At 60.2% G+C, this 15,564-nt stretch carries 10 protein-coding genes and 4 pseudogenes; 7 read left to right on the forward strand and 7 right to left on the reverse strand.

Annotated elements, in window-relative coordinates:
• The first annotated feature begins 24 nt into the window (after positions 1-24).
• The 7 genes from MNODULE_RS02340 (at position 25) to MNODULE_RS02370 (ending at position 9,519) form a co-directional block, all read left to right on the forward strand.
• Positions 25-1,833, forward strand: a complete 1,809-nt coding sequence (locus tag MNODULE_RS02340) for a putative baseplate assembly protein (RefSeq protein WP_168057883.1) — start codon at positions 25-27, stop codon at positions 1,831-1,833.
• Positions 1,830-3,749, forward strand: a complete 1,920-nt coding sequence (locus tag MNODULE_RS02345) for a hypothetical protein (protein WP_168057884.1) — start codon at positions 1,830-1,832, stop codon at positions 3,747-3,749. The genes MNODULE_RS02340 and MNODULE_RS02345 overlap by 4 nt, the downstream gene beginning before the upstream one ends.
• Before the next feature lie 96 nt (positions 3,750-3,845).
• A complete protein-coding gene (locus MNODULE_RS24415; protein ID WP_202882088.1) occupies positions 3,846-6,692 on the forward strand; it encodes a DUF6519 domain-containing protein in 2,847 nt (948 codons plus the stop codon).
• Between the two features lie 84 nt (positions 6,693-6,776).
• Complete coding sequence (locus MNODULE_RS02355; RefSeq protein ID WP_168057885.1) at positions 6,777-7,301, forward strand: hypothetical protein; 525 nt, start codon at positions 6,777-6,779, stop codon at positions 7,299-7,301.
• Positions 7,301-8,209 carry a GPW/gp25 family protein gene (locus tag MNODULE_RS02360; protein ID WP_168057886.1) on the forward strand — a complete coding sequence of 303 codons (909 nt, stop codon included), beginning with the start codon at positions 7,301-7,303 and terminating at the stop codon, positions 8,207-8,209. Before MNODULE_RS02355 ends, MNODULE_RS02360 begins: the two co-directional genes overlap by 1 nt.
• A gap of 77 nt (positions 8,210-8,286) precedes the next feature.
• Complete coding sequence (locus tag MNODULE_RS02365) at positions 8,287-8,940, forward strand: phage baseplate assembly protein V (protein ID WP_168057887.1); 654 nt, start codon at positions 8,287-8,289, stop codon at positions 8,938-8,940.
• 3 nt (positions 8,941-8,943) lie between these two features.
• Positions 8,944-9,519, forward strand: coding sequence for a hypothetical protein (locus MNODULE_RS02370; RefSeq protein WP_168057888.1), 576 nt, complete (start codon positions 8,944-8,946; stop codon positions 9,517-9,519).
• A gap of 69 nt (positions 9,520-9,588) precedes the next feature.
• Here MNODULE_RS02370 and MNODULE_RS02375 read toward each other — a convergent pair whose 3' ends face one another.
• The 7 genes and pseudogenes from MNODULE_RS02375 to MNODULE_RS02400 all read right to left on the reverse strand — a co-directional run bounded on the left by MNODULE_RS02375 (position 9,589) and on the right by MNODULE_RS02400 (position 15,500).
• On the reverse strand, positions 9,589-10,146 hold the full coding sequence (locus MNODULE_RS02375; protein WP_168057889.1) for a DUF305 domain-containing protein: 558 nt from the start codon (positions 10,144-10,146) through the stop codon (positions 9,589-9,591).
• A gap of 1,095 nt (positions 10,147-11,241) precedes the next feature.
• Positions 11,242-12,374: pseudogene (locus MNODULE_RS25370) on the reverse strand (type I restriction-modification system subunit M).
• A pseudogene (locus tag MNODULE_RS25375) lies at positions 12,328-12,866 on the reverse strand (type I restriction-modification system subunit M N-terminal domain-containing protein). Before MNODULE_RS25375 ends, MNODULE_RS25370 begins: the two co-directional pseudogenes overlap by 47 nt.
• Positions 12,863-13,543: pseudogene (locus tag MNODULE_RS02385) on the reverse strand (AAA family ATPase); the annotation flags it as partial. The pseudogenes MNODULE_RS25375 and MNODULE_RS02385, both read right to left, overlap by 4 nt.
• A pseudogene (locus MNODULE_RS25380) lies at positions 13,543-13,752 on the reverse strand (type I restriction endonuclease); the annotation flags it as partial. The pseudogenes MNODULE_RS25380 and MNODULE_RS02385, both read right to left, overlap by 1 nt.
• A 227-nt stretch (positions 13,753-13,979) precedes the next feature.
• A complete protein-coding gene (locus tag MNODULE_RS02395) occupies positions 13,980-14,513 on the reverse strand; it encodes a GNAT family N-acetyltransferase (RefSeq protein ID WP_168057890.1) in 534 nt (177 codons plus the stop codon).
• 132 nt (positions 14,514-14,645) lie between these two features.
• A complete protein-coding gene (locus MNODULE_RS02400) occupies positions 14,646-15,500 on the reverse strand; it encodes a DUF6920 family protein (RefSeq protein WP_168057891.1) in 855 nt (284 codons plus the stop codon).
• Positions 15,501-15,564 lie beyond the last annotated feature (64 nt).

Raw genomic sequence — 15,564 nt, forward strand, 5'->3', positions numbered from 1 at the left:
CTCGCCCCTACGATTGGAGACGACATGTCCGGACCTCAGCCCCCCAAAATCACCACCCTTCGCCGCCGTCCCGTCATCGATTACGTGACGAAGGATTATGAAGGATTCCGGCAGGGGATGCTCAATCAAATTCCCCTGCTGCTGCCGAATTGGACCGACCGGAGCGAGAGCGACTTCGGCGTCGCCCTGATCGAGCTTTACGCCTACGTCGCCGACATTCTCAGCTATTATCAAGACCGGATCGCGAACGAAGCGTATCTTCCGTCGGCGACCCAGCGGCGCTCGGTGGTGGAGCTGCTCCGTCTGATCGACTATCGGATCGATCCGGGGCTGGCGGCGTCAGTCTGGATCCATTTCGACTGCTCGGCGGACGTGACCGTCGGCGGGACGGCGCTCCCCTATCGGCTCAAGACCGCCGGGGTGCCGGGGGAGCCCGACCGGAACTTCGAGGTCACGCAGGAATTTTCCTTGAAGCAGTTGAACAGCGGGATCGATCTGGCGATCTCGGCGGTCGGCCTGACGGCCCTGGCGGCGGAGACCCAGTCGATCGATCTTCGGCGGACCGATCATGCGCTTGCCGAAGGGATGGCGCTCTATTTCGAAGAAAAACGTCAGCAGCCCGACGGTGCGTTTAAAATCCGGCGCTCGCCGATGCTCGAAATGATCAAAATCGAGCCGGCGGGGGCCGATGTCGATCGGATCACCTGGCTTCCCCCCCTTCCGGAGCCGTTCGATCCGGCGAAGACGACGCTGAAGGGGAACAACATCGTCGCCACGCACGGCGAGTCGGTCTTCGACGAGCCGCTCTTCATCGGCGACGGTGCCCCCGGACAACGGATGACCCTCTCGCGCAAACCGGTGACCCATTTGGTGAAGATGGGGCCGTTCACCCGGCGGCGGTCGCGGCCCGAGCTGGAGGTCCGCGTCGACGGCGTCCTCTGGGACGAGGTCGAGACCTTCTTTCAGAGCACGCCGTCCGATCTGCACTATGTCACCTTCATCGATGAGAACGACACCCTCACGATCACCTTCGGGACTGGCCAGCGGGGGAGCGTCGTTCCGGCCGGGGCGGAGGTGAAGGGGGTCTACCGGATCGGGCTGGGGAGCGAGGGGAGTGTCGGCTCCGACACCTTGACGGTCGCCCTCACCGCCATTCCCCAGATCACCCAGATCACCAACCCTTTCAACGCAGAGGGGGGGGCCGACCGGGAGACGACCGAAGAGGCGAAGATCTCCGGACCGGGATCGATCATCGCGCAGGAGCGGGCGGTCACGCTCCATGATTATGAGCTGCTGGCGAAAGCGTTTCCCGGCGTCGGAAAGGCGAAAGCACGGGTGGGGCTTCGCGGCGGCTATAAGGTGGTCCAGGTCTACATCGCGCCGGAGAATCCGACCGTGATCCCGCCCCCGTTCGCAAGCGGGGCGTTGAAGGAAGCGCTCAAGGGGCATCTTGAAGCGCGCCAGCCGGTCAACCGGATGGCGGGGGTCGATGTTCTCGATCCGACCTATGTGCCGGTCGATGTCGCGGTCGATGTTTATCTGAAGGCCGATGCGGGGCAGGAGCGGGTCCGGAAGGAGATCTTCAAGATCCTCCACGATCTGCTGAGTTTCGCCCGGCTGGCGTTCGGCCAGCCGATTCGGGTCGGAGAGGTCTTTGCGGCGCTCCATCCGGTCGAAGGGGTCGCCTATGTTCTCTTGAAGCGGCTGGCGCGAAGCGGCCTGCCGCCGGCGACCCACCATGAGGGGTGCGACTTCGCCGATGTCCCGATCGGGGAGAATGAATTGGCGTACGAAGGGCTTCTGACCGTGAACCTCTTTGGAGGCATTCGATGAGCGACCCGGTTCTCTCCCCCAGCGTCGATTTCCCGAAGCTTCTCTATCAACTCCTTCCGGGGATCTACCGCGACAAAGACGCCAAGGGAGAGCTGCGCCGTTTCCTGGAGATCGCCTCCCTCCCGCTCGACGAGCTGGAGGTGAGCGTGGCGCAGCTTTATGAAGATCTCTTCATCGACAACAGCCGCGAGCCGTTCATCGGTTTGATCGGGGCGCTGATCGGCGTGGAGATCGATCCGACCCTTCCGGAGCGGGCGCAGCGGACCGAGGTGGAGGAGGCCTTCGCCTTCTACCGGTCGAAGGGGCTGCACGATCCGATCGCCCTCTTCGCGGAGCGGGTGACGGCGTGGCGGACCGCCGTCATCGATTTTTCCCAAAAGGTCGCTCAAGTTCCGTTTGTTCCCGATCTCAACCCCGTGATCCCTTATCGGGACCAGCCGGTCGGGGAAGCGCCGCCGGGGAGCGGGAATTTTTTCTTCCGGGCCGATCAGCAGCGCCAGCCCCTCTTCGACCGGATCACCGGCCGGCCGATCACGCGGAACGCGCTCTTCGGGCAGGAGGCGGCGTATGCCGGGATCGAGGGGCGCTTTGCGATTAGAGACCGGGGCGCCGATCTCTTCCTTCCCGATTCGGTCCCCGCATTCACCGCGGTGGCCGCCGACCTGATCGACTTTGCCAATCCCAAAATGCCGAGCGGCATCGCCCTCACGATCCTGCCGAATCAGATTGCGATCGATCCGGAGCTGGGGCGATTCAAGATCGTCTCGCCGATTCCCTTGGCGGGAAACCTGAGGGTCGATTTTCAAGTGCTGGTTCCCGCTTCGGTCGCGGTCCAGACGTTCGATCTTCGCGATCCGAAACAGATCGCGCGGCTGAACCGGAGCGACGATGCGGCCCCCCACACCCTCGACATCCGCCGCCCGCGGCGGCCCACTGATCGGTTCGGCCGATACCACTTCGACAACTTGGGTTTCTTTTTTACCTTCGGACGGCGCATGCAGAATCAACGGCCGAATGTCTTGCCCCCCGATTCGGAGAGCGGGAACTTCACCTTCGACGGACGCCTTCTGGGGGTGGGGGACACCGCCGGGGCCGCGCTGCAATTGCAAGACGGGATCGACGGCGCGCCCCTCACCCGGCGGAAGCTGGAATCGGCGGCGGCAGAATATTGCGGGACGACCCGCGGGTTTACGATCCGGGTCGGCGGCGTCGATATTTGCAGCGCCGATTTCCAGCCGGCGGTCACGCTGCGCGCCGCCGACCTCTCCGATTTTTCCAATCCAATGACGCCCGCCGGTGCGCCGATGATCCTTGCCCCCGACCAGGTCGCAGTCGACCCGCAGTTGGGGCGGTTCAAGCTCGATTTGGCCGGGCTCGGAATCGCCGCCGAGCAGATCCGTGTCGATTACCTTTTGGCGCCGGTTCAGAACCATCGCGGCAGGGCGCCGGCGGCCCTCTCGGCGACGGCGCATGCGCTCTTCGGGTTCGATCCGCAGGGGAAAATGATCGTTCTGCGAGACGGGGAGGATGGAATGCCGATCTCGGTCAAGCGGCGGCTTGGGGCGGCCCTGGCCGATTTTCACGGCGCGGCGCGCGGGTGGAGGGTCTACCGGAACGGGATCGATGTGAGTGGAACGCTCGTCGCCGAGGAGAAGGATCTCGGCGATCCGGCCACCCCGGTGACGCCGGGCCGGCTGGCGGTCGATGTCGACCGGGGGCGGTTCAAATTCCCGGCGGGATTTTTTTCGCCGGCCGATCTGATCACCGTCGACTATAGCGACGAGGAGACGGAAGCAGAAGCGCAGCTGCTGACGAGCTTCCTGCAGCGCTCGCCGAAGCTGCTGCCGGCGGGGGTGGTCCCGGTCCCGATCGACACACGGGTCCCGAAGGTCGATCCGGCGGTGTTGGTTTCGTAGGGGCGATCCTTGTGATCGCCCTCTCTCTCGCCGGGAAAAACGCAAAATGCAGGGCGAATACAAGATTCGCCCCTACAGTTACAATTTGGAGAACGCATGACCCAATCGATTTCGCGCGACAGCTTCAACGAGCTTAAAAATTATCTGGGGGTCTACCTCCAGCAGGGGCGGGTGATCCTCGACGCCGACTGGAACGAGAACCAGGATATCTTCGTCTCGTTCCTCCGGCGGATGAGCCGCGAGGCGATCGGCGACGGGAGTCCCAATCGGGGGTTTGCCGTCGATCCGATCTTCCCCCTCCCGATGGAAACGCTGGTCGAGAAAGCGACCCCGCCGGGGGGAGGCAGTCCTAACCTGGAGCAGTGCGCCGGCGAGGTCTGCAGCGCGATCATGGTTGAAGCGATCCGGCTCATCTTCAGCATGATCTTCGGCCCGCTTCTTTTCTTCCTCAACTTTCCCGGCAAGAAGTTCGACGATATGGAGTCGCTCGAAGGTTTTATCCTCTCCTCCCCGCAGGGGACCCTGCGGATCGGAAAAGACGGCCCTTACGAGGGAAAGGGTTTCTTGAGGCTCTCCGGCCATGCCGGGACGGTCACGATCACCAAGACCTTCACCAATCTGAAAGACCTCTCGGCGGATGAAGTCCTCACCTTCCGTTACCGGTTGAACCAGCAGTCGGCCGGGACGATCAAGTTTTTCCTCGAAGACGACGACGGCAACCGGACCGTCTGGTTGACACAGAACAGCGGGGCGGCCAAAGAGGTCTGGGTGGCCGGGTTCGCCGCCCCCCTCGATGTCAGCTTCCACATCACCACCGATGATCTTCCCGACGCGGGGCGGAATCAAAGCTACAGCGGGGGGACGATCTTCAGCTTCGGCGGGGCGACCCCGATCACCTGGTCGGTTTCATCGGGGAGTCTGCCGGCGGGTTTGACCTTGGCGCCGTCGGGCAGCGGCGACAACTCAAAGAGCGCAAAAATCAGCGGCACCCCGACCACCGCCGGCAGCTCCACCTTTACCGTCCAGGCGGTCGACAATAACGGGGTGGTCGCGACGAAGGTTTTTACATTGCAAGTGCTCGATCCCGCGCCGGCCCAGCCCCCCATTCCGCCGATCAATCCGGCCGACCTGATCGCCGCGCTCGTCAAATTCGAGCTTCCGACCGGCACCCCGGCCGATCTGACGCAGATCCGGAAATACGGCTTCGAGGTCTACCAAGACGGGACGAACCCGTTGGTGTGGGATTTCGACGATCTTCGAATCGCCGGCGAAAATCTTCTGGAGACGATCGGGGTCAACAACTTCATTATCCGGGGCTCGGAGTTTTCCGAGTTCCTCGGGATCTTCTCCCTCTTCGGGATGTTCGGCGCGCTGAGCGAGGAAGAAGAGGAGGGGGGGGGCGGAGGAGGGGGCGGCGGAGAGGACGAAGGGCTGGCCAATCTTCTGGAGCTGATGAACACCCAGTTCGAGTTTACCCATCCCAGCATTGAAAACGCCGGACGGATGTATGTCGCCGGGTTTCCCTGCGTCCTGGTCAGGGACACCCTCTACTCCGAACAGGCCGATCCGAACGATCCGTCGCTGGCGTCTCCCCCCGCCGGGGAGGTTCGGAAGGACATGGTCTACCTCGACGTCTGGCAGGAGCCGGTAACCTATGTGGAAGATCCCGAGATCCGCGAGATCGCCCTGGGCGGCCCCGACACGACGACCCGCCTTCGCGTGAAATACCGGGTCCGGGTGAATCAGGGAGGGGGGCTTCCGGAGGGGCAGGGGATCGGGAAGGGGACCCTTGCGACGGAAGGGGTTTACACCGGCGAGGCGAACCGCCTTTATCGAATCGAGATCGATACGGCGGGCAACATCGGCACGGCGACCTTCCGCTGGTCGGACGACAATGCTTCGACGATCGGGCGGGTGATCGCGCCGATCCCGGCGGGATCGAAGGAGGTCGTCGTCGAAGATGCGTCGGCGTTTCATCCGGGCGAGCTGATCCTGATCTCGAAAGAGTTCGGAAGCGAGATGCACCAAATCCAATCGGTCTTCGGAAATGTGATCACGCTGAACGATCCGGTCGGCGGGCAGCTCTCGCTGCTGCCGGCGGCGTCGAAGGTGCTCAACTTCACCGGGTTCTCGATGGAAGACCGGCCGAAGATCGCGCGGTGGAACGCCTTTAAAGTTCCGATCCCCGCCGACCCAGCCGATTCGACGGTTTCCGCGGCGATCCCGTTGAACGACGGGGTGGCGATCCGGTTCGGCGGAAACCAGATGCGCCGGGGCGATGACTGGATCTTCAAGACCCGCTTCCTCGCCGGGGATGAGCCGTCGGGGATCAACCCGGAGACCCGGATCGAGCCGTTGAGCTTCGTGCTGCCGCACGGTGTCCGGCACTACTATGCGCCGCTCGCGATCTTGACCCGCGACGGCGATGCGCCCGAGCCGGACAAGATCCTCGATTTCCAAGACAAACGGCAGCGGGCGGGGAATGCCTCCACCGTCGATAAGCCGATCGCGGATCTTTCCGCCTTTACCGGGGAGGATACCGATCATTTCCTGGGAGGGATCGTCCTTCCTCCGGCCTCGAAGGGGAGCAAGTTTTTGGTCTTCTGGTCGGGGGAGCTCTTCCTTACCGGGGCGGTGCCGAACAACTCGCACCTGGAGATCCGGGCCGCTTTTTACAATGACGAGATGACCGATCCGACGACCGAACCGGACAAGGGGAAGATCCAGGACAAGACGATGAAGATCCCGCTCCGGCGGAAGCAGACCGGCGTGGAGATCCCGATCCAGATGCTCTTCGTCAACAGCGACGCCGGATTCCTCTTTGTGCCGAACAGCTTTGTCCCGACGTCGGTCCAGCTTTTCGCCCGGGTGGACCAGAACGGCTTCAGCGTGGAGCTGGTGAACATGCGTCTGACGGTGTTAGAGTTGAAGAAGAGTTTTTGAGTAAAATAAGCGCTCAGCAATCAGCTTAAACAGAAAATCCTTTGATTTAGCTGAATGCTGAAAGCTTCATTATGGAGGTTTTCAATGCCCGGACGTTACATCTTTACGAAAAAAGACCTGGAGCCGCTTCGGCCCTTTCTTGAGAACCCGGTCGGCCAGCAGCTGATCCAGGGGGCGGTGCCGATCAAAAAAATCACCGGACCGGCGCAGCATGTTGAATTGGCGGAGGTCGAGCTGCCGGTGACGGTGGAGAGCCGCGAGAACCCGGAGGGGGTGCCGTTGAGCGAGGTGTTGAAAGCGGTCCAGGAAAAGGTTCCGGGGGTGAAAGGGCTGGCGGTCCGGCAGGGGCGGGTCTCAATTACTTATGAGGGAGAACCTTCGCGGACCGACCGGACGAAGATCGAAAAGCTCCTCTCGAACCGGAAGGGCCTGGAGGATCTGAAACGGCCGGCCCCCGGTCCCGTCGTGAGGGGGCTAGCGGCGGAGGGCCCGGCGGCGCTGGAGCGGGTGTTGAAAAATGCCGACACTCCGGATGCCGAGTGGCTCCGGGCCTTTCGGGCCTACGCCGTCCAAAATCTCATCGGGACCAAGCGCGGCGAGAAAAAATAATGGCCCCTTATCTCGGCAATCTGAAGAGCAACGAGTTTCACGATCTGGCGAACCAGAAAGCGCAGTGCCAGATTTCGGAAATTTTGATGCAGAAGTCCTTCACCCCGGATACGGCGGGGCAGGCGGTCGCCGAGGGATTTGAGCCGTGCTTTTTCTGCATCGGGACGTTCGCCGATCTGGGGTTGTCCCCCTTGGGCGCGCCGATCACATCCCCTTCCGATCTGACCGGCCAAGACGAGGGGGCCGGCATGGTCTTGCTGGAGTGGACTTACGCCGACGACATCGAAGCGCAAAAAATCGCGTTTGACCTCTTCTCCAGCCCCGACCCGCTCGATCCCTTCCGGACGCTTCGCGCCGGGAATCTCAAAGTCACCTCGGCGTTGATCCCCGGCTTTGCAGAGGGGGGGCATTATTACTTCACGGTGATCGCCCGGCGGGGAGGCGCCTACAGTCTTCCCTCGAAAACGATTCCTCTTTTCGTTCAGCCGGTTCAGGCGCCGATCTTCACCTCCCCCGGAGGGGGCGGGCCGCCGTCAGTTCCGAGCGGGCTCGGCTTTCCGTTCCGGATCGATGGGACCGGCGGGGTCTACGCCCAGGGGGGCGATCCGCTGCTGCGGGGGAAGATCCTCCAACTGCTTCTGACGTCGCCGGGGGAGCGGGTGAACCTGCCGGAGTACGGAACCCGCTTGCGCGATCTGGTCTTCGATCCGAACAACGACATCCTGGCGGCGACGACCGAGTTCATGGTCAACCGGGCGCTCCAGCGCTATCTGGGGGACGAGCTTCAAGTCGATCAGGTCTCCGTTGCCGCAGAAAGCGAAGGAAGCACGCTGCAGGTCGAAATCATCTACGTCCGGAAAGCCGATCTGCGGATGGAACGGTTGCGGATCGGGCTGCCGATTCCATAGAATAGCGAGGAGAATAAAATGATTATTTTCCATTTGCCGTTTTCCATTTATCATTTTCCAATGGGAAGAGGTTAGCGATGGACGAAAGAATGGCCCGGTATGTCGAGCGGGCCGAAGGGAAATATTGGGGAAAGTATCGCGGGTTCGTTCAGGATAATAACGATCCGGAACAGCTCGGACGGCTGAAGGTGACCGTGCCGAGTCTTCTCGCGGACGCCGTGAGCGGCTGGGCCTGGCCCGCCGTCCCGTATGCCGGGGCGGGAATCGGCTTCTTTTTCATGCCGCAGGTCGGAGATCTGGTCTGGGTGGAGTTTATCGAAGGAGAGCTCGACCATCCGCTCTGGACCGGCTGCAGTTGGGGGAAGCCGGGGGGGCAGAGCGAACTCCCCGAGGAGGCGCTTCAATCGTACCCGCAGCAGCAGGTCATCAAGACGCCGTCGGGGAATGTGATCATCATCAACGACAGCTCGGGAAGCGAGTCGATCACGGTTCGAACGAAGGAGGGGACCGAGATTGTCATCGATCGAAGCGGCCAGAAGATCACGATCCAGGCCGATTCGGTGATCGCTCAGGGAGCGTCCGAGATGCCGGAGGAATTGGCGACAAAAACCTTCGTCCAGACGATATTCGATACCCACACCCATCCGAGCGGGGTCGGGCCGACCGGGCCGCCCGTGGTGCTTTCCACCACCAATCCGAAGTCGATCACGAAGGTGCTCAAGGCGGAATAGCCGATGCCGCTGAACAAGACCCTCCTCTCCAACCGCCTCAAGGATATCTTCGAAGGAAACGATCCGGCGCAACCGGGGGAGATCGTTTTTCCGCCCGACGAGACCGAAGCGGGGAAGAAGTGGGCCGAGGCTTACAAGAAATATGCGGAGGGGGCCCAGGCGGGAGCGACGACCCCGCTGCCCCCTTCGCTCACGGCGGCCCAAACCGCGCTCGCTGGCGCCTTGGCGGCCGGATTCACGGCGGCGAAGGGGGTGCCCCCTCCGGCGGCGGTCTCCGGATTGGCCTCTGCGATGGACCTTGCCTTCGTCGCCTTCTGGATGGCCCCGCCGATCGCCTTTGCAGCCCCGCCCCCTCCGGCGCCGCCGACGATGGCCGGCGTGGTCACCGTCGCCCCGCCGGGGGTCCTCTCCGCCGCTTTGATTGCGCTCTTTACATCGGGGGTGGCCGATAAGAAGACGGCGGCCCAGCAAGCCGATGCGATCGCGACCCTCTTGGACACCTGGACCAAAACGGTGATGGTCGTCAACACGCCGATCACCCCGCCGGGACCACCCCTGCCGCCGGCGCCGCTGACCTGAGGCCGTTTGCAGGGCGAACGACTTCTTCGCGCAGGCCGCTCGCCGAAGCGCGAGACCCCGGCGCGCGGATCACCGCACGGCGTCCCTGATTTCGCGTTCCATCTCGGGGGTCACCTCCGCGGCACGGGCGGGAAGGGCGGCCGTGCCCCGTTCGCCGTGGCGCCCGATATCGTCGATGAGCTGCTCCATTTCGGCGATTTCACGAACCTGCGACGAAATGATTTGGTCCGCCAGTTCCCGAACACGGGGGTCGCTGATGCGCGCCTTCCGGGCGTTGTTGATCGCGATGGAGTGATGGGGGATCATCGACTTCATGAAGGTGACGTCTTCGATCAAGACCTGTCTCCGGTTGACGGAGAGGAGGAGGACGCCGGCGAGGGCGGCCGCGGCGAGAACGGCGATTTTGGTTCCGATCCCTTCGTACATCGCCCACATGAAGCTCAACATCACGACCGTCATGACGCACCCCATCACCAATGATGCGATCAGCCGGTTCATACTGAACATTGCGTGGTCAAGGGAGTAGACAAGTTGGTACATCAAAAAGAACATGATGAAGGTCGAGGTCGCGATCATCGCCGCGAATCGGCCCCAGCTCATCCCCATCCTCTGTTTTTGCTGATCCATAGTCCCTCCGTCGTTCGGCGCCGCGCTTCGGAGAAGGTCGGGAGGCCCCGGAACTGTGGAGGCAGAGCCTTTACCGCGACGACGCGAAAACGGCGCGTATGTCCATCCGTGGCTATTGCAAAACGGGTGCCTTTAAAATCGGAATGGTGAAGGGGGACTCTTGCAGAGCGAGACGGTTTTTTGTTTCGCTGCCGCCCCGATCAGCGCAACCGGGGTAATTCCGGGGACACCATACTTAATTCGATGTCTTTTTCTTTACCCCTGGTCTTCGACGACGAAAGGATACGGTTTTAGGCTTGGAAATAAAACCCTTCGCCTTCAAGTGGGCGTCCCGTTCGCTCATGTGGGGCCAGAATCATCTGGGCATGATTCGGCATAAGGCGGTATGCCAGACTACCAACTTGAAACGAGAGCACCATTCGGCTATCCGTCGAATGTAAACTTGGTAATCCTCATCGTGAAAAAATGTCTGTTGCCGGCGGTTGCCGCGTTGAGTGATGTGTGGGGGATACCGGGCGCGATGACCCGTGCGATTCTAACCATGACGGCAGGGCAACCCTTCGCCTAAGAGGAGTCAATAATTAAGTATGGTGTCCCCGGAATCCGCCCGCATTTGACGCAGAACGTTTATTTCACAAGTAGAAGGAAAGGGTTGAGGCGGTTGAGCCAGAATAGGGGTTGGTCGAACCATCAGATCTGATTGGGAGCCGCTTCAACCCGCTTTAAAGGAATTCCATTTGATCCGCCCATGCCATGAGCCAGAAGGGGTTGGCCCGACCCAGCGCCTTGGGAACGGAGCCTGTAAACAATCTGAGTGGACACGGCATGGAACCGAATGATTTCTGGAACAGTCAAACAACTGTTTGGGCCTAAGAGAAGACTGTTTATGGTTTTAGGCTAGATCCGGATGGGTGACTGAAGCGGATCATTCTGAGAATGAGACGACTTCGAACCGACGAAGCCACGGACGCAGCGATCAAAGTGTGAATCCCGAATATGTATTGTTGGATACTCTGTTAACCTAAAATAGAGGAGGGATCTCTTTTTCACTCTTGACTTCGACTGTTAATGGGTGGCCCTTTTCTCTCTGCGGAATTACTGCTTCTTTTCTGTGTGCGGCAATGGGGGTAGCCCCAACTCTTTGAGAAATTCGTTATGGCGGCTGATGGCGGCGGCGATCTTCTGTTCCAGCTCAACCAAGCCTCGATTCACCGCTTGGAGATCGACCTCCTCCTCTGCTGTGGCTGTGCTGACGTAGCGCGAGATATTCAGGTTGTAGTCGTTCTTTTCAATCTCTTCCATTGCAACGCGGCGGGCGTAGCGGCTCTCTTCCTTCCGGTGCTGGTAGGTGTCGACAATCTTGTCGATGTGTTCCGGCAGCAGGCGATTCTGACGCTTGCCCTTCTCAAAATGTTCGCTGGCGTTGATGAACAATACATCATCCGGCTTTTTGCAGCGTTTGAGCACCAGAATACAACCGGGATGCCGGTGGAGAAAAAGAGATTGGCGGGCAAGCCAATCACGGTGTCGATATGGCCATCCTTGAGCAGTTTGGTCCGAATCCGTTCTTCCACGCCGCCCCGGAACAGCACACCGTGCGGCAAGATAATGGCCATCACACCATTGTCACTCAAAAAGTGGAAACCGTGTAACAAAAATGCGAAATCGGCGGCGGATTTCGGCGCAAGGCCGTAGTTCTTAAAGCGGAAGTCCTCGCCCAACGCGTCGTTCGGCTCCCAACGGTAGCTGAAAGGGGGATTAGCGACCACGGCATCGAATTGCACTTTTTTTGCTGGATTCATCTCGTTGAGGATATCCCAGTCGTTGAGCAGCGAGTCGCCGTGGTGAATCTCGAACTCAGTATCCTTCACCCCGTGCAGCAGCATGTTCATGCGTGCCAGGTTGTAAGTCGTGATATTTTTCTCCTGGCCGTAGATCTTGCCGATACCGTCCTTACCAAGTTGCTTGCGTACGTTGAGCAACAGCGAGCCGGAACCACAGGCGAAGTCATATACCTTGTTAAGTTTTTTCCTTCTCCCGGTGGCCGGTTCCTGGCTGTCCAGGGTAACGATTCGGGAAAGAATCGTTGAGATTTGCTGGGGAGTGTAGAACTCACCCGCTTTTCTACCCGACCCGGCGGCAAATTCGCCGATCAGGTATTCGTAGGCATCGCCGAGAATATCAGTTGTGGTGCTGAACTGGGCAATGCCGTCGCCGATCTTCTTTATAAATGGCGCAGAGTTTTTCGTTGCGCAGTTTGGCCGTCTTTCCCAGTTTTTCGGAGTGTAGCTTGATCTCGGAAAACAGACCCTGAAATGTGCTTTCAAAGGATTTCTCTTCGATATACTTAAAACCCTTCCACGGCGTGTCCAACAGGTCGTCATGCTGGGTGCGCGCCATTTCGTATATGCTGCTCCACAGATATGGCGGTTCGATCACATAGTGCACCTTAAGTCGCATCTGCTTCTCAAAAGCGGGGACATCTTCCACATTCGATTCGTACCAGATCGCCAGCGGCGCGCGCCGCTCGCCTTCTGCAGGCGCGGGATAGTCCCTTCCCAACTCCTTCCGCGCTGCCGATTCGTAATTGTCGGAGAGATATCGCAAAACAGGAACGACAACATATAGTCACGGAAATCGTCGGCATTCATTGCTCCGCGCAACTGATCGGCGATGTCCCAGAGGGTCTTTCCAAGTTGGTTGCGCTCTTCTTTTGTCATACTGCTGTCTCCTCCGGGTGTTGCGGGAACAGCTCGGGATTGAACCGATAGTTCGCCATAAAGTCGTTTAAGATTTTTGTAAAATACTGCTTATTCTCTTCCAGCATTTCGCGGGGCTCAAAGAGCGAATAATTGCCGTGGCTCAGGACGTTGATCATGCGTGCATACAGGAGGCCATCCTCATCGTTTTTGTCCTTCTTAATGCAAGCGGAAAAGTTCGGGAACCCATGGAATGAGGCTGTTTTTTCCAGAATGCTGCGCAACACATTGAAGTGGTAGGTAGAGAGCTGGCCGGACTCCACGGCCTCATGCAACTCCTTTAGCAACGCGACATGATGAAAGAAGGGTGTGTCCTTGGTATCGCAGAGCGTGATGGTTCCGTCCGGTTTACTATTCAGGAATAGAGGCTGAAGCGGGTTATCCCTTCGTCTTTCATTCAGCTCATTCCATACCACATTAAAAAATAGGGCATGGTGGGAGGAGACAACGGCTTTGATTTGCCCCTTGGCACCCTTCAACAGTTGCGCGAGATGGCAGACTACAGCGATTGCGTTGTTGTCATCCAGCGAGGAGATGGGGTCGTCGATATAGATATATTTGACCCAGCGATAGGCCTCTTGCTGATCCACGGCCAGTTGGGCGACGGCGAGAAAGAAACACCAGATAAAGATATTCTCTCGACGATCTGCTCCATGGCGCGGCGGGCGCTGATTTGTAGCGACTTCAGTTCGATCTGCACAAGTGGCAGGCCGTTGATCAGGAGAATGAGGTCGTAGCGTTGAAAACTGGTGTCAGTGTTGATTCGAAGCTGGTGGACGACCTCAAAGTCGTTTTTGCACCAGTCGCGGATATTGACCAGCATATATTCCAGTGGGGTGCCGTCTTTCAGAAACTTTCGCCCAAGGGCGATTCTCTTCGGGTCATAACGGGGGCGAGTATATCCGCGGATTCGTGAAAAATCAATCCGGGTTTCTCGAGGGACCAATCGGGGTGGGGGTTTGGCCGGCCGGGACCGTCCGGAAGGGAGCGCTACACCCGGCTCAGAAGATCGTGAAGCCGATCAATAAGGACCGGGCTAATTTGCTGGGGCGATCTTTGGAGAGGTCGGGGCTTTCAATCGTTGCCGGCGCCCTCTTGGCCCTTCGCGTGGAACGCTTCATGGAAGGTGACGGTCCCCTGCGGGATCTGTCCGTCGAAAGAGAGAGCGAAGAAAAACTCCGGCGGCACCCCCTCGTGCACGAGTCCCGGGGCGTTCTTGAACCCGAATTTTTTGTAGTATTCCGGATGCCCCACCAGACAGACCCCTCGCGCCTTGAGGCCTTTCAGCCGGGATAAACCTTCCTCGATCAACGCCTTGCCGATACCCTGCCGCTGGTGCTCCGGCAACACCGACACCGGTCCCAACCCGTACCAGTTCCTCGTCCCGTCCGAGAGGGTCACCGGCGAGAAGGCGATATGTCCGACGACCCGGCCGTCGACCTCCGCCACCAGCGAGACGGCGAGGGCCTGGGCGGCGCGGAGCGCCGCGACGATGAACTGCTCCGTGTGGCTGCTGATCTCCAGGGTCTTGAATGCGGAGACGGTCACCTCCCGGATCGCGTCGACATCCGCCGCTGTCTCGCCCCGGATCACGACCTTCGGATGCATTGATTTCTCCTTCCTTTCGAATCGTGCCTGAAGCGAGGGGGCCCGAAAGGACTCCTCGCAATGGAGGCTGACGAACGAGCGCGCCGGTGCGGCGCTCCGTCGGCGGGCGGACCGGCCGCGTGAACAATCGCCTTACGGCTCAAGCTCATACTGCGCATTCAGGACGCGTCCTTTCCAGACCAATTGTAGAACGCCGTCGTCGTACCAGCCAACTTCCCCATATTGGGGGATCCGCATGTCTGCTTGGACTTGATAGTCCCGAAAGTGGCCCTGCCATGGGACCTGCTTATATTCGCCGCCGAATCTGCCGAAACGACCGGCGCTGTAGATACCCGTCGCCTCTCCGACTTCGTTGAAACGAAATTCCAACGACACCGTCGTTCCCCTGTCTGTGAGCGTGGCCAGTGCCGAGTGATCGTCGATCGGACGCCACACCACCCCGGACTGGGGCAGGAGGGCGGTGGGAAACCAGACCGCCTCGGCCAGGTACCTGTGCAACGCGCCCGAATTCAATTCAGGTGCGCCTGCTTCCGAGGCGACAGCAAAGGCCGACAAGAAAGTGACGCGGCCCGAGCCGACACCGGCGATGTAGCTGTCCCGGACACGAATATGAGCGGCGAAAGGGATCTCGACCTTGGCGTTCCAAACGAAACCGGCGCCTGGCACCGCGAGTTGGCTTGCGGTGAAGGGGGACCAACTTTCGGCGGCTGGATCGGTTCTCAGCAGACCCGATTGCTGCAACGTCGCTGCTTTGATCAACCTCTGGCCGTTGGTCAGAACGTGCCGGAAAAAACGGGCAACCGGGGGCGGGAGTTCGGAGAAGGTGCCAAAATCGACGGTCCCGTTCGCCAGCCGGCCGGCGCTCTCGATGAGGGCTGCCGCCATCTGCTCGGCCTGGGCGGTTTCGCGGGCCCGTCCGATCAAGACCGCGATCGCAGCGCTGATGACGACGGCTCCGGTTGTGATGAGAATCCACTGGCCTATCATCGATTAACCTGCTCTCTGCGCGCCCGATGATCGAGGCGAGCCGACCTAAAATGAGACGCTTCCA

The organism is Candidatus Manganitrophus noduliformans (assembly GCF_012184425.1).
GTDB classification, from domain to species: domain Bacteria; phylum Nitrospirota; class Nitrospiria; order SBBL01; family Manganitrophaceae; genus Manganitrophus; species Manganitrophus noduliformans.

Bases quoted from the DNA above. Each gene is read 5' to 3' on its own strand.
- MNODULE_RS02365 (WP_168057887.1), top strand. From the start codon at position 8,287: ATGGACGAAAGAATGGCCCGGTATGTCGAGCGGGCCGAAGGGAAATAT.
- MNODULE_RS02340 (WP_168057883.1), top strand. From the start codon at position 25: ATGTCCGGACCTCAGCCCCCCAAAATCACCACCCTTCGCCGCCGTCCC.
- MNODULE_RS02345 (WP_168057884.1), top strand. From the start codon at position 1,830: ATGAGCGACCCGGTTCTCTCCCCCAGCGTCGATTTCCCGAAGCTTCTC.
- MNODULE_RS02395 (WP_168057890.1), bottom strand. From the start codon at position 14,513: ATGCATCCGAAGGTCGTGATCCGGGGCGAGACAGCGGCGGATGTCGAC.
- MNODULE_RS02400 (WP_168057891.1), bottom strand. From the start codon at position 15,500: ATGATAGGCCAGTGGATTCTCATCACAACCGGAGCCGTCGTCATCAGC.
- MNODULE_RS02360 (WP_168057886.1), top strand. From the start codon at position 7,301: ATGGCCCCTTATCTCGGCAATCTGAAGAGCAACGAGTTTCACGATCTG.
- MNODULE_RS02375 (WP_168057889.1), bottom strand. From the start codon at position 10,146: ATGGATCAGCAAAAACAGAGGATGGGGATGAGCTGGGGCCGATTCGCG.
- MNODULE_RS02370 (WP_168057888.1), top strand. From the start codon at position 8,944: ATGCCGCTGAACAAGACCCTCCTCTCCAACCGCCTCAAGGATATCTTC.
- MNODULE_RS24415 (WP_202882088.1), top strand. From the start codon at position 3,846: ATGACCCAATCGATTTCGCGCGACAGCTTCAACGAGCTTAAAAATTAT.
- MNODULE_RS02355 (WP_168057885.1), top strand. From the start codon at position 6,777: ATGCCCGGACGTTACATCTTTACGAAAAAAGACCTGGAGCCGCTTCGG.